This window comes from Enterobacter sp. MGH 37 (genome assembly GCF_000534515.1).
Classification (GTDB): domain Bacteria; phylum Pseudomonadota; class Gammaproteobacteria; order Enterobacterales; family Enterobacteriaceae; genus Enterobacter; species Enterobacter kobei.
The window spans coordinates 1,927,044-1,941,354 of sequence record NZ_KI973206.1; the positions used below are offsets into that span (position 1 = coordinate 1,927,044).

Below are 14,311 nucleotides of genomic sequence, written 5' to 3' on the forward strand. Positions count from 1 at the left end.
ATGCAATTTTAAAGAATGGTAACAATATGAAATACAAGACTTTGCTTCTTACCGCTCTGTTGCTGGTTGTTGGCCGTGCGGCGCAAGCGGAACAGATTGGATCTGTCGATACCGTGTTCAAAATGTTTGGCCCGGACCACAAAATTGTGGTGGAGGCGTTTGACGATCCAGATGTGAAAAACGTCACCTGCTACGTCAGCCGTGCGAAGACGGGCGGTATTAAAGGCGGTCTGGGGCTGGCGGAAGATACCTCTGATGCGGCGATCTCCTGCCAGCAGGTGGGGCCGGTTGAGCTGAGCGATAAAATTAAAAACGGTAAAGCGCAGGGTGACGTGGTGTTCCAGAAACGGACGTCGCTGGTGTTCAAAAAGCTGCAGGTAGTGCGTTTCTATGATGCGAAGCGCAATACGCTGGCTTATCTTGCCTATTCCGACAAAGTGGTGGAAGGCTCGCCGAAAAACGCCATCAGCGCCGTGCCGATTATGCCATGGCATTAATTCAGGGATGAACCATGCAACAACCTGTGGTCTGGCTGGTTGAAGACGAAACCAGTATCGCCGATACGCTTATCTACATGCTTCAGCAGGAAGGCTTTGCGGTAAAGGCGTTTGAGCGCGGTTTACCGGTGCTGGAGGAGGCGCGGCGGCAGATCCCGGCGCTCGCCATTCTGGATGTTGGGCTGCCGGACATCAGCGGCTTTGAACTCTGCCGCCAGCTGCTGGCTCAGCATCCGTCACTTCCGGTGCTGTTTCTCACGGCACGCAGTGATGAAGTGGATAAACTCCTCGGGCTGGAAATGGGCGCCGACGACTACGTCGCCAAGCCTTTTTCTCCGCGAGAGGTTTGTGCCCGGGTAAGGACAATTTTACGGCGGATGCAAAAATCCGCCGCGCCAGCAGAAACGATGCGTATCGGGTAATTTGAGCTGAATGAACCTGCCGCCCGAATAAGCTGGTGCGGTGAAGTTTTACCCCTGACCCGCTACGAGTTCTTGCTGCTCAAAACCTTTTTACAGGCCCCCGGGCGGGTATTTTCTCGCCAGCAGCTGATGGACAAGGTATGGGGTGAAGACGGCGACAGCTTCGATCGCACCGTGGATACCCATATCAAAACCCTGCGCGCCAAGCTGCGGGCGGTGAACGATGAACAGTCTCCCATCAGTACCCATCGCGGTATGGGCTACAGTCTGGGCCTTTACTGATGCGCATTGGGATGCGGTTGTTGCTGGGATATTTCCTGATCGTGGGCATCGCCGCGTGGTTTGTGCTCTCGATTTTTGTTCAGGAAGTGAAGCCCGGCGTGCGCAGGGCCACCGAGGGGACGTTGATCGATACCGCGACCTTGCTTGCCGAAATCGGGCGCGACGATCTTCTTTCGGGGAATGCTCAGCAGGGCAAACTGGCGCAGGCCTTTTCACAGCTCCATCAGCGGCCTTTCCGCGCCAACCTCGGCGGCATCTATAAGGTGCGTAACGAGTATCACGTCTATATGACCGATGCGCAGGGCAGAGTGGTGTTTGATTCCGCCGGTCTGGCCGTGGGGCAAGATTACTCGCGCTGGAACGATGTCTGGCTGACGCTTCGCGGTAAATACGGCGCGCGCAGCACTCAGAGCAATCCAGACGATCCTGAGAGTACGGTAATGTATGTTGCCGCGCCGGTTGTGGAGCAGGGTAAGATTATCGGCGTGCTGTCGGTCGGGAAACCGAACAGCGCAATGGCTCCGGTTATCCACCGCAGCGAGCGGCGGATCCTCTGGGCGGGTGGCGCGTTGCTCGGCATTGCCTTGCTGATTGGTCTTCTTGTCGCCTGGTGGATCAATCGTTCTATCAGTACGTTATCGCGCTATGCCGATTCGGTGACCACCGACACGCCTCTCCCGCTACCTAATCCGGGCAGCAGCGAACTGCACAAGCTTGCCCAGGCGCTGGAGAATATGCGCATTCGTCTCGAAGGGAAAAATTACATTGAACGCTATGTCCATGCGCTCACCCACGAGCTGAAAAGCCCGATGGCGGCCATACGCGGCGCGGCGGAAATCCTTGCCGAGCAGCCGCCGCCGCAGGTGGCAGCACGCTTTATTGATAACATTCTGGTACAAAACGCACGCATGCAGTCGCTGGTTGAAAAACTGCTCGCGCAGGCGCGGCTTGAAAATCGGGTCGAGATTACGCCGGAGGTCATCCGGGTCAATTCACTGTTTACGCGGCTTGCTGACGCGCGCTCGGCCCTGCTATCGGCAAAAGCGATTGTGCTGACTATCCAGCCTGTTCCGTTTAATGTTGAAGGCGATCCCGATCTCCTCGAACAGGCGCTCGGCAATTTGCTGGATAACGCCATCGATTTTACGCCTCAGGGCGGAACCATTGAACTGGCGGCCCGGGAAGAGCAGGGGCAGATACAGCTTGTCGTCATCGACAGCGGAAGCGGGATCCCGGATTACGCGCTGGATCGTATTTTTGAACGCTTCTATTCCCTTCCGCGCGAGAACGGGCTTAAGAGCAGTGGGCTCGGGCTGGCCTTTGTGCAGGAGGTGGCGCGTCTGCATCAGGGAGAGATTACATTGCGCAATCGTGATGAGGGCGGCGTGATGGCCACGCTGACACTTCACCGTCCCTTCACATAACTTCAAACTGCCCCCACACAGCCTGGTTACGCTCTCTTCATCACAAAGGAGACGTAATGATGAAATCCCCCCTGTTCTGGAAAATAAGCACCCTGCTGGGGTGCATTCTGTTGCTGTTAGTCCCGTTGTTTATGGTAAGTAACCTCATTGAAGAGCGTGAAAGCTACCGTAATGATGTCGAAAATACGCTTCGCCAGAGCACCAGCGGACCGCAAAAACTGGTCGGCCCGCTGATTGCGATTCCGGTGACAGAGATCTTTTACAAGCTAGAGGATGAGAAGAAGGTCGAGTACAAGAAAAGCTATCTGCATTTTATCCTGCCGGAGTCGCTGCTTGTTGAGGGTAACCAGCGCGTTGAGTCCCGAAATATCGGCATCTATGACGGACAGATCTGGAACACCGATCTCAAAATAAAAGCGCAGTTCAGCACCGAAAAAATGACGCAGCTTAAAGGGGAGACGATGACCCTGGGGCAGCCGTTTATCGTTGTTGGAGTGGGCGATGCACGCGGTATTGGCACGGTGAAAGTCTCCAGTATCAACGGCGAGACGCTGAGCGTAGAGCCGGGTTCGGGCGTATCTGGCGCGCTTTCCGGTGTTCATATCCCGCTGACGGATAAAGCGCTGGAGTCAAAAACGTTTGCCATGGAGATGTCGCTGAATCTGGCGGGGACGGGGAGTTTTGCCGTGGTGCCCGTGGGACGTAACAGCGAAATGGCGCTGAACAGCAACTGGCCGCATCCGGGCTTCATGGGCAACTATCTGCCGGTGAAACACAAAATCGGTGATTCAGGTTTTCAGGCGAACTGGCAGAGCAGCTGGTTTGCGAACAACCTTGAGAGCTGGTTCAACGGGAGTGAATCTCCTGCGTGGGAGTCGATCCCGGCTTTTAGCGTCACGGTAGCCACACCTGCCGATCAGTATCAGCTGACTGACCGGGCAATCAAGTATGCTATTTTGCTGATTGCGCTGACGTTTATGGCCTTCTTTGTCTTCGAAACCTTAACCGGGCTGCGCCTGCACCCAATGCAGTATCTGCTGGTGGGGCTGTCGCTGGTGCTGTTCTATCTGGTGCTGCTGGCGCTGTCAGAACACGTCGGCTTTACGCCTGCCTGGGTTGTTGCAAGCCTGGTGGGTGCTGCGATGAACGGGATGTACCTGCAGGCGGTGCTAAAAAGCTGGAAGCGCAGCGGGTTGTTTGTGCTGGCCTTGCTGGGGCTGGACGTGGTGATGTGGTTCCTGCTGCGCTCGGAGGATAGTGCGCTGCTGCTGGGGTCAGCGGTGCTCGCACTGGCACTGTTCGCCGTGATGTACCTGACCCGGCATTTCGACTGGTATTCGCTTTCACAGCCGAAGCGCCCTGAGCCACCCGCAGAGCCCGATAACGACACGATGCGGATCTGGAAATAAAAAAAACGGCGCGAATGCGCCGTTTTTCTTTATTGCATTGACTGCGGGATTACTCCTGCAGGTCTCCGCAGAAACGGTACCCTTCGCCGTGGATTGTGGCGATGATTTCCGGCGTATCAGGCGTAGATTCGAAATGTTTACGAATACGACGGATGGTCACGTCTACGGTACGGTCGTGTGGCTTCAGCTCACGGCCGGTCATTTTCTTCAGCAGTTCTGCACGGGACTGAATTTTGCCCGGGTTTTCGCAGAAGTGCAGCATCGCGCGGAATTCGCTGCGCGGCAGTTTATACTGCTCACCGTTCGGGCTAATCAGCGAACGGCTATTGATATCAAGTTCCCAGCCGTTGAATTTGTAGCTATCGACGCTACGACGCTCTTCACTGACCGTGCCCAGGTTCATGGTGCGGGACAGCAGGTTGCGTGCACGAATGGTTAACTCGCGTGGGTTGAACGGCTTGGTGATGTAGTCATCCGCACCGATTTCCAGGCCAAGAATTTTATCAACTTCGTTGTCACGGCCTGTCAGGAACATTAACGCGACGTTCGCCTGCTCACGCAGTTCGCGCGCCAGAAGAAGCCCGTTTTTGCCCGGCAGGTTGATATCCATGATTACCAGGTTGATATCATTTTCAGAAAGGATCTGATGCATCTCTGCGCCATCGGTCGCTTCAAAGACATCGTAGCCTTCTGCTTCGAAAATGCTCTTTAACGTGTTGCGTGTTACCAACTCGTCTTCAACGATAAGAATGTGCGGGGTCTGCATGTTTGCTACCTAAATTGCCAACTAAATCGAAACAGGAAGTACAAAAGTCCCTGACCTGCCTGATGCATGTCGCAAATTAACATGATCGGCTTAACGTGACTAAAGTACGTAATTGCGTTCTTGATGCACTTTCCATCAACGTCAACAACATCATTAGCTTGGTCTTGGGTACTTTCCCTTTGGACCCGACAGTGTCAAAAACGGCTGTCATCCTAACCATTTTAACAGCAACATAACAGGCTAAGTGACACCAGACACCCAATAAAACTACGCTTCGTTGACATATATCAAGTTCAATTGTAGCACGTTAACAGTTTGATGAAATCATCGTAGCCGAATGCTAGCCTTTGTCACAATTTTTCAATAAACCAACTAGTTGCGGACATTGATATATAAACGAAGCGAATCCAATCAGAATAGGGTATTCATGATGCCATTATCATTATAAAACATAAGGATAATGGTCTTCTGTTAACATTCTAACTGATTGTTCAGACACAAAATAGTTTAGCGTTTTTAATTTGTTATGAAACGCTATTTCGGTGATTTGTGTTGCAAATTTGTAAATTTGCGCTGCGTAATATGTTGAAGTGCATCACATTTTTACCCGCTAACTGATTAAAAAGAGAGCATAAATGCATCTGTCGATTGTACTGGTCGCCCCAGCCAGAGCAGAAAATATAGGCGCTGCGGCGCGTGCCATGAAGACCATGGGTTTTACCGATTTACGTATTGTGGACAGCACTGCGCACCTGGAGCCTGCTGCCCGCTGGGTGGCGCATGGTTCGGGAGATATTCTCGATAATATAACGACTTACGCTACACTTGCCGACGCACTGCATGACATTTCGTTTACCGTTGCGACCACCGCCCGCAGCCGCGCGAAGTTCCATTACTACGTCACGCCTGCTGAGCTGGTGCCCATGCTGGAAGAGAAAAGCCAGTGGCTTGAGAAAGCGGCGCTGGTGTTTGGCCGCGAAGATTCCGGACTCACTAACGAAGAGCTGGCACTGGCGGACGTTCTGACTGGCGCGCCGATGGTCGCGGATTATCCGTCTCTGAATTTAGGCCAGGCGGTCATGGTCTATTGCTATCAATTAGCATCCTTAATACAAATCTCCCAGCCGCCCGATACAGGAACCGATGAAAACCAGCTGGCTGCACTTCGCGCTCGCGTGGAGAACTTGCTCTTGCGGCTGGATGTGGCGGACGATCAAAAAATGGCTGACTGGCTACACCAGCGTCTCGGACGACTTGAGCAGCGGGACACGGCAATGTTGCACCGTTTGCTGCACGATATTGAAAAAAAATTAGCCGAGTAAAATGCTGCCATAAGTTTTTACTATGGCGAAATTGTCTGTCATGGAGGGTTGCATTTGGGGGAATCGGATGAAAATAAATCGGCAAACAGCGGGGCGTGAGTCTCTGCGGAATTGTGATCAAATTAAAAATTCATTGACTTAAGGTGCCCGATCCTTTAACCCTAAAAGAATACAGCACAGACAGATAATAATGACAGAGTACACAACATCCATGAAACGCATCAGCATCACCACCATTACTACAACCATCATCATTACCACAGGTAACGATGCGGGCTGACGCGTACAGGAAAAACAAAAAAAAGCCCGCACCTGAACAGTGCGGGCTTTTTTTTCGGCTAAAGGAAACGAGGTAGAACCATGCGAGTGTTGAAGTTCGGCGGTACATCAGTGGCAAATGCAGAACGTTTTCTGCGTGTTGCCGATATCCTGGAGAGCAACGCCAGGCAGGGGCAGGTTGCGACCGTGCTCTCTGCCCCGGCAAAAATCACGAACCATCTGGTGGCGATGATTGAAAAAACCATCGGTGGTCAGGATGCACTTCCGAACATCAGCGACGCCGAGCGTATCTTCGCTGAGCTGCTGCAGGGGCTGGCGGAGGCACAGCCCGGCTTCCCGCTCGCACAGCTGAAGTCTTTCGTTGAGCAGGAGTTTGCTCAGATCAAACATGTGCTGCACGGTATCAGCCTGCTGGGCCAGTGTCCGGACAGCATCAACGCGGCGCTGATCTGCCGCGGTGAGAAACTGTCAATCGCCATCATGGCTGGCCTGCTGGAAGCGCGTGGCCACGGCGTGACCGTCATCAATCCGGTTGAAAAACTGCTTGCGGTGGGCCACTACCTCGAATCTACCGTTGATATTGCCGAATCAACCCGCCGTATCGCCGCGAGCAAAATCCCGTCTGACCACATGATCCTGATGGCGGGCTTTACCGCCGGAAATGAGAAGGGTGAGCTGGTGGTGCTGGGCCGTAACGGCTCCGACTACTCTGCCGCCGTGCTGGCTGCCTGTTTACGCGCAGACTGTTGTGAGATCTGGACTGACGTCGACGGCGTGTATACCTGCGACCCGCGCCAGGTACCGGACGCCAGGTTGCTGAAGTCGATGTCTTACCAGGAAGCGATGGAGCTTTCCTACTTCGGCGCCAAAGTGCTTCACCCACGTACCATCTCCCCGATTGCCCAGTTCCAGATCCCTTGCCTGATTAAAAACACCGGTAACCCGCAAGCGCCAGGCACGCTGATTGGTGCCAGCTCCGATGAAGATGGCCTGCCGGTGAAAGGCATCTCCAACCTCAATAACATGGCGATGTTCAGCGTCTCCGGTCCGGGGATGAAGGGCATGGTCGGCATGGCGGCGCGCGTATTTGCCGCAATGTCACGCAATGGTATCTCGGTGGTGCTGATCACGCAGTCCTCTTCCGAGTACAGCATCAGCTTCTGCGTGCCGCAGGCCGACTGCCTGCGCGCGCGCCGTGCGCTGGAAGAAGAGTTTTATCTGGAGCTGAAAGAGGAGTTGCTGGAGCCGCTCTCCATTCAGGAGCGTCTGGCCGTCATCTCCGTCGTGGGCGACGGGATGCGCACCCTGCGCGGTATCTCCGCGAAGTTCTTTGCCGCGCTGGCCCGCGCCAACATCAATATCGTGGCGATTGCCCAGGGCTCGTCTGAGCGTTCTATCTCCGTCGTGGTGGATAACGACGATGCCACCACCGGCGTGCGCGTGGTGCATCAGATGCTGTTCAATACCGATCAGGTCATTGAGCTGTTCCTGATTGGCGTGGGCGGTGTCGGCGGCGCGCTGCTCGAGCAGGTGAAGCGTCAGCAGGCGTGGCTCAAGAAGAAACATATCGATCTGCGCGTCTGCGGTATTGCCAATTCCAGAGCGCTACTGACCAATGTGCATGGTCTGAATCTTGAAAACTGGCAGGCCGGGCTGGAAGAGGCGAAAGAGCCGTTTAATCTGGGTCGCCTTATCCGTCTGGTAAAAGAGTACCATCTGCTTAACCCGGTGATTGTCGACTGTACGTCAAACCAGGCCGTTGCCGACCAGTATGCGGATTTCCTGCGCGAAGGCTTCCACGTGGTGACGCCGAACAAAAAGGCCAACACCTCGTCGATGGATTACTATCACCAGCTGCGTCTGGCGGCGAGCAAGTCGCGCCGTAAGTTCCTGTACGACACCAACGTGGGCGCAGGCCTGCCGGTTATCGAAAATCTGCAAAATCTGCTGAATGCGGGCGACGAACTGCAGCGTTTCTCCGGCATTCTCTCCGGCTCCCTGTCGTTTATCTTTGGCAAGCTGGACGAGGGCATGAGCCTCTCGGAAGCCACCCGCGCCGCGCGCGAGCTGGGCTATACCGAGCCGGATCCACGTGACGATCTCTCCGGCATGGACGTGGCGCGTAAGCTGCTGATCCTCGTGCGCGAAACCGGTCGCGAGCTGGAGCTTTCGGACATTGTGATTGAACCCGTGTTGCCAGCCGAGTTTGACAGCAGCGGTGATGTCAGCACCTTTATGGCGAATTTACCCCAGCTTGACGATGCTTTTGCCGCGCGCGTGGCGAAAGCCCGTGATGAAGGTAAGGTATTGCGCTATGTTGGCAACATTGAAGAAGATGGCGTGTGCCGGGTGAAGATTGCCGAAGTGGATGGCAACGATCCGCTGTACAAAGTCAAAAACGGCGAAAACGCCCTCGCGTTTTACAGCCACTATTATCAGCCATTACCGCTGGTGCTTCGCGGCTATGGCGCAGGGAACGATGTTACAGCGGCGGGTGTGTTTGCCGATCTGTTGCGTACCCTGTCATGGAAGTTAGGAGTTTAACATGGTCAAAGTTTATGCCCCGGCTTCCAGCGCCAATATGAGCGTCGGATTCGATGTGCTGGGTGCGGCGGTCACGCCGGTGGACGGTTCGCTGTTGGGCGATACGGTTACGGTTGAGGCGGCGGCGAGTTTCAGCCTCAATAACGTGGGCCGATTCGCCAGCAAACTGCCGTCCGACCCGCGCGAGAATATCGTCTATCAGTGCTGGGAACGCTTCTGTCAGGAGATCGGCAAAAACGTGCCGGTCGCCATGACGCTGGAAAAAAGTATGCCGATTGGTTCGGGGCTGGGCTCCAGCGCCTGTTCCGTGGTTGCCGCGCTGGTGGCGATGAACGAGCACTGTGGCAAGCCGTTGAATAACAGCCGCCTGCTGGGGTTAATGGGCGAGCTGGAAGGGCGTATCTCCGGCAGTATCCACTACGACAATGTGGCACCGTGCTTCCTTGGCGGTATGCAGCTGATGATTGAAGAAAATGGCATCATCAGCCAGCAGGTGCCAGGGTTTGATGAGTGGCTGTGGGTGCTGGCGTATCCGGGGATTAAGGTCTCTACCGCGGAAGCGCGTGCGATCCTGCCTGCGCAATATCGTCGTCAGGACTGTATTGCTCACGGACGTCATCTGGCGGGCTTTATCCACGCCTGCTATACCCGTCAGCCGCAGCTGGCGGCGAAGCTGATGAAAGATGTCATTGCCGAGCCGTACCGCACGAAGCTGCTGCCTGGCTTTAACGAGGCGCGACAGGCCGCCATGGATATCGGCGCGCAGGCGTGCGGCATCTCCGGCTCCGGCCCGACGCTGTTCGCCCTGTGCGATAAGCCAGACACCGCGCAGCGCGTGGCGGACTGGCTCTCTAAACACTACCTGCAAAATCAGGAAGGCTTTGTTCATATTTGCCGTCTGGACACGGCTGGCGCACGAGTACTGGGATAACGAATGAAACTCTATAACCTTAAAGATCATAACGAGCAGGTCAGCTTCGCGCAGGCAGTGACTCAGGGGCTGGGCAAAAATCAGGGGCTGTTCTTCCCGCATGACCTGCCGGAATTTCAGTTGACCGAGATTGATGAACTGCTGAAGCAGGACTTTGTCACCCGCAGCACCAAAATTCTGTCTGCGTTTATCGGCGACGAAATCCCTCAGGAGCTGCTGGAAGAGCGCGTGCGTGCGGCGTTTGCCTTCCCGGCTCCGGTGCAGCAGGTGGAGCCTGACGTCGGTTGTCTGGAGCTGTTCCACGGCCCGACCCTGGCGTTTAAAGACTTTGGCGGCCGCTTTATGGCGCAGATGCTGACCCACATCAGCGGCGACAAGCCGGTGACCATTCTGACAGCCACCTCTGGCGATACCGGTGCCGCGGTCGCGCATGCGTTCTACGGCCTGAAAAACGTCCGCGTGGTGATCCTCTATCCAAAAGGCAAAATCAGCCCGCTGCAGGAAAAACTGTTCTGTACGCTCGGCGGCAACATTGAGACCGTGGCGATCGACGGTGACTTTGATGCCTGTCAGGCGCTGGTCAAGCAGGCGTTCGATGATGAAGAGCTGAAGGCCGCGCTGGGGCTGAATTCCGCCAACTCCATCAACATCAGCCGTCTGCTGGCGCAGATTTGCTACTACTTCGAAGCGGTAGCGCAGCTGCCGCAGGAAGCGCGCAATCAGCTGGTGGTGTCCGTACCAAGCGGTAACTTCGGTGACCTGACGGCGGGATTGCTGGCGAAATCGCTCGGTCTGCCGGTGAAGCGCTTTATCGCCGCTACCAACGCCAACGACACCGTGCCGCGCTTCCTGAAAGACGGGAAATGGGCACCGAACGCGACGCAGGCGACGCTCTCCAATGCCATGGATGTGTCACAGCCAAACAACTGGCCGCGCGTGGAGGAGCTGTTCCGCCGCAAGGTATGGCGTCTGGTGGACCTGGGCTACGCGGCGGTGACGGATGAGACCACTAAAGCGACCATGCGCGAGCTGAAAGCGGTGGGATATACCTCTGAGCCGCACGCGGCAATTGCGTATCGCGCACTGCGCGACCAGCTCAACCCGGGGGAATATGGTCTGTTCCTCGGTACCGCCCATCCCGCCAAGTTCAAAGAGAGCGTGGAAGCGATCCTGGGCGAAACGCTGCCGCTGCCAAAAGAGCTGGCCGAGCGTGCCGACCTGCCGCTGCTGTCACACGAGCTGCCTGCGGATTTTGCCGCGCTGCGTAAGCTGATGATGACTCGCGCGTAATTGTGTTGCCCGGTGGCGGCTACGCCTTACCGGACCTACGGGGTTTGTAGGCCGGATAAGCGCAGCGCCACCCGGCAAAAGCAGCACCGATCTTTAGGCCGGGAAAGGCGAAGCCGCCACCCGGCTTTTTTGTGAAGAAAATAAGGAGGAATAAAGCAGGAAAAAAGCAGAAATTCCCAATAAATGCGGTCACTTAGCGTTTAGGATTGCAGAGAATAACATCCCCCGCTCCCCTCGCGTACTCTCCTTACATCGGCCCACGTTGGGCAAGAAGAATAAGGAGTCACAGATGTCTACACTGAAACCTGCACTCATCGCGCTTTCACTGGTGCTGGTCGCTCCCATGGCGGCACAGGCATCCGAAATCACCCTCGTACCGGCGGTTAAACTGCAGATTGGCGACCGGGACAACAGCGGGCATTACTGGGACGGCGGCCGCTGGCGCGACCACGACTGGTGGAAGGCGCATTATGACTGGCGTGATAACCACTGGCGCCCGCATGACGAACATCGCGATCGTGACGATCGACACGACCATCATCATGACGATCGCCATCCAGGGCCGGACTGGAAGCACCATTAATGCAACACCCCGCCAGCAGGCGGGGTGTTGTTTTATTGTTCGTGGCGTTTAAAGACCAGTTCGCCTTTCCCCGACGCGTCTTCGTCAAAGAAATAGCCTTCGCTGTTAAAACCGGTCAGCTGCTCCGGCTTGGTCAGGCGGTTCTGAATGATATAGCGGCTCATGAGGCCCCGCGCCTTTTTGGCATAGAAGCTGATGACCTTGAACTTGCCGTTTTTCTCATCCAGGAAGACCGGCTTGATGATCTCCGCATCCAGCTTTTTCGGTTTCACCGACTTGTAGTATTCATCGGATGCCAGGTTAATCACCACGTTATCGCCCTGAGCGCGTAGCGCCGCGTTCAGCTTATCGGTGATGATTTCGCCCCAGAAATGGTACAAGTCTTTGCCTTTGGCGTTTTCCAGACGAATGCCCATCTCCAGACGGTACGGCTGCATCAGATCCAGCGGACGCAGTACGCCATACAGACCCGACAGCATACGCAGATGCTGCTGGGCAAAATCGAAGTCGGCTTCACTGAAGTCTTCCGCCTGCAGACCGGTATAGACATCACCTTTAAATGCCAGAATCGCCTGACGCGCGTTAGCAGGGGTGAAATCCGGATGCCATTCATGGAATCGCGTCGCGTTCAGGTCTGCCAGCTTGTCGCTGATGCCCATCAGCGAGGCGATTTGCGGCGCAGAGAGCTTGCGCGCTTCACGGATCAGCTGCTGTGAATAATCCAGCAGTTCTGGCTGGGTATAGCGCTCAGTGGCGAGCGGGCTCTGGTAGTCGAGCGTTTTTGCAGGTGAAATCAGAATCAGCATATCCAGTCCTTGCAGGAAATTTAGAGCGACTTTAACAAAAAATCGCCCTGAATTGATCGATAGCTGTTATCGCCGGGGCAAATCATCCCAGGTGCCAGGGGCAAGTTGTGACGCAATTTCGGGGTAACGTGACGCATCAAATACCGGGGCAACCCCCAGCTTGCGCTGGCGAAGATAATCTTTGGCAATAAGCGTCACAACGGGGGAGAGCAGCAGGATCGCCGTCAGGTTAGTGATTGCCATTAGCGCCATAATGACATCCGCCAGCTGCCAGATCATAGGCATCGTCAGAAGGGCGCCCGCGAACACCATCAGTATCACCCCCAGGCGAAGCAGGAGGATAGCAGGGCGAGCGTTGAATCTCAGGAAAATGAGGTTGTTTTCAGCGTACAGATAGTTGACCACAATTGAGCTGAAGGAGAACAACATCAGTATGAGCGAGACAAAGCCAGCCCCCCAGCCGCCGGTCAGGTTCACCAGCGCCTGCTGGAGATATTGTATCCCGACGGCATCCGAGGTATGGGGTACCGGGCCGGCCAGCAGGAGGATCATTGCACTGGCGGAACAGATGATCACCGTATCCATAAAGACGCCGATCATCTGCACAATACCCTGCGCAGCCGGGTGTGGCGGCCATGAAGAGGCGGCCGCTGCGACGTTGGGCGTGGAACCCATTCCGGCTTCATTGGAGAACATGCCCCGTTGAAAACCCGCCATCAATGCCTGGCTCAGGGTATAGCCCAGCGCGCCTGATGCGACTTCCCGCCAGCCAAAAGCGCTTTTAAAGATGGACGCAATGACCCCCGGAACCTGTTCGAAATGCAGTGCTGCAACGACCAGACTCGCGGTAACCCAGAGCAGGGCCATAATGGGCACCAGCCACTGCATCAGGCGGGCGACGCCCCTAAGGCCGGCAGAAATGGCGAGCAAAACAAAGAGGGCTAACACGCTGCCCGTGAGCCACTCCGGACAGGAGAAGGTATAGCGCAGAGCATGGGCAACCGAGTTTGACTGGACGGTATTAAAAATGAGGCCGTATGCGAACAGTAAAAAAAGCGAGAACAGCACGCCCATCCAGCGCATCCCTAAGCCACGCGCCATATACCATGACGGGCCGCCACGAAACTGTCCGCTTTTATCCTTCTCTTTGTAGAGTTGCGCCAGCGAACTTTCGGCGAAAGAGGTGGCCATTCCCAGAAGTGCCGTGACCCACATCCAGAACACTGCGCCAGGCCCTCCTGCGCTGATGGCCAGCGCAACGCCTGCCAGATTGCCGCTGCCAAGGCGTGCCGCAAGGCTAGTACACAGCGCCTGAAACGAGGTGAGTCCGCCCGGATGGGGCGTGACGCTGTTTTTCAGACTTCTGCCAAACTTGCGAATATAGCGAAACTGGATAAACCCACTGCGTAGCGTAAACCAGATACCTGCTCCCAGGAGCAGGTAAATCATTATCGAACCCCAGAGGACTTCGTTAATAAAGAAAAAGAAATCAGGCATTAACGTCCCTCTTGTTGATGCCAATGTGAATATGTAAGCGCTACCACTGATTGGGCATGCTGTTGCTTAGCAGCCTGTTAATATTCTTAGTTTATCATACTCTGCCTAAGCGCACTGTCTGCGGTTGCGCTACCCCTCCGTCGTGTTATCATCAGGGCAGACCGGTTACATCCCCCTAACAAGTAAACCTGTCATTTTTCCGCTGCAGGCATGCTGTCGGTAGCGTGAATTATCCAGGGCACGTTAAAAGAGAAACACT

At 55.3% G+C, this 14,311-nt stretch carries 13 protein-coding genes, 1 pseudogene and 1 other annotated feature; of the genes and pseudogenes, 11 read left to right on the plus strand and 3 right to left on the minus strand.

Translation table 11 applies throughout. The annotated features are described in order from the left end of the window. Positions 1-26: 26 nt before the first annotated feature. The 4 genes and pseudogenes from creA to creD all read left to right on the plus strand — a co-directional run bounded on the left by creA (position 27) and on the right by creD (position 4,034). The gene (gene creA, locus L383_RS02120; protein ID WP_023332045.1) at positions 27-497 is read left to right on the plus strand and encodes a protein CreA; all 471 of its coding nucleotides are present in this window, start codon (positions 27-29) and stop codon (positions 495-497) included. Between the two features lie 14 nt (positions 498-511). Further along, a pseudogene (creB, locus tag L383_RS0124355) lies at positions 512-1,201 on the plus strand (two-component system response regulator CreB). Continuing rightward, complete coding sequence (gene creC, locus L383_RS02115) at positions 1,201-2,625, plus strand: two-component system sensor histidine kinase CreC (protein ID WP_023332048.1); 1,425 nt, start codon at positions 1,201-1,203, stop codon at positions 2,623-2,625. The pseudogene creB and the gene creC overlap by 1 nt, the downstream one beginning before the upstream one ends. 56 nt (positions 2,626-2,681) lie before the next feature. Continuing rightward, a complete protein-coding gene (gene creD, locus L383_RS02110) occupies positions 2,682-4,034 on the plus strand; it encodes a cell envelope integrity protein CreD (protein ID WP_023332049.1) in 1,353 nt (450 codons plus the stop codon). Between the two features lie 49 nt (positions 4,035-4,083). Here the strand turns inward: creD and arcA are convergent, their stop codons facing one another. Beyond that, entirely contained in the window at positions 4,084-4,800 is a 717-nt protein-coding gene (gene arcA, locus L383_RS02105; RefSeq protein ID WP_003856501.1) for a two-component system response regulator ArcA, read from the minus strand. A gap of 95 nt (positions 4,801-4,895) precedes the next feature. Here arcA and yjjY point away from each other — a divergent pair, with 95 nt between their 5' ends. From yjjY to L383_RS02080, 7 genes are all read left to right on the plus strand, one after another. After that, a complete protein-coding gene (gene yjjY / locus L383_RS26005; RefSeq protein ID WP_085928893.1) occupies positions 4,896-5,036 on the plus strand; it encodes a YjjY family protein in 141 nt (46 codons plus the stop codon). A 399-nt stretch (positions 5,037-5,435) separates the two neighbouring features. Further along, a complete protein-coding gene (locus L383_RS02100; protein WP_023332050.1) occupies positions 5,436-6,122 on the plus strand; it encodes a tRNA/rRNA methyltransferase in 687 nt (228 codons plus the stop codon). Positions 6,123-6,333: 211 nt separating this feature from the next. After that, the gene (gene thrL / locus L383_RS25435; RefSeq protein ID WP_015572623.1) at positions 6,334-6,402 is read left to right on the plus strand and encodes a thr operon leader peptide; all 69 of its coding nucleotides are present in this window, start codon (positions 6,334-6,336) and stop codon (positions 6,400-6,402) included. Beyond that, positions 6,341-6,458 (plus strand) — a sequence feature (Thr leader region). Its footprint overlaps the gene before it by 62 nt. Before the next feature lie 24 nt (positions 6,459-6,482). Then, entirely contained in the window at positions 6,483-8,945 is a 2,463-nt protein-coding gene (gene thrA / locus L383_RS02095; protein ID WP_014882481.1) for a bifunctional aspartate kinase/homoserine dehydrogenase I, read from the plus strand. A 1-nt stretch (position 8,946) separates the two neighbouring features. Then, positions 8,947-9,876 carry a homoserine kinase gene (gene thrB / locus L383_RS02090; protein ID WP_014882482.1) on the plus strand — a complete coding sequence of 310 codons (930 nt, stop codon included), beginning with the start codon at positions 8,947-8,949 and terminating at the stop codon, positions 9,874-9,876. Between the two features lie 3 nt (positions 9,877-9,879). Then, a complete protein-coding gene (gene thrC / locus L383_RS02085; RefSeq protein WP_023332051.1) occupies positions 9,880-11,166 on the plus strand; it encodes a threonine synthase in 1,287 nt (428 codons plus the stop codon). Positions 11,167-11,455: 289 nt separating this feature from the next. Then, the gene (locus L383_RS02080; protein WP_014882484.1) at positions 11,456-11,749 is read left to right on the plus strand and encodes a DUF2502 domain-containing protein; all 294 of its coding nucleotides are present in this window, start codon (positions 11,456-11,458) and stop codon (positions 11,747-11,749) included. A 32-nt stretch (positions 11,750-11,781) separates the two neighbouring features. Here the strand turns inward: L383_RS02080 and yaaA are convergent, their stop codons facing one another. Both yaaA and L383_RS02070 read right to left on the minus strand, forming a co-directional pair. Further along, positions 11,782-12,555 carry a peroxide stress protein YaaA gene (gene yaaA / locus L383_RS02075; protein WP_014882485.1) on the minus strand — a complete coding sequence of 258 codons (774 nt, stop codon included), beginning with the start codon at positions 12,553-12,555 and terminating at the stop codon, positions 11,782-11,784. Positions 12,556-12,621: 66 nt separating this feature from the next. Further along, positions 12,622-14,052, minus strand: a complete 1,431-nt coding sequence (locus L383_RS02070; RefSeq protein WP_023332052.1) for an alanine/glycine:cation symporter family protein — start codon at positions 14,050-14,052, stop codon at positions 12,622-12,624. Positions 14,053-14,311: the final 259 nt, after the last annotated feature.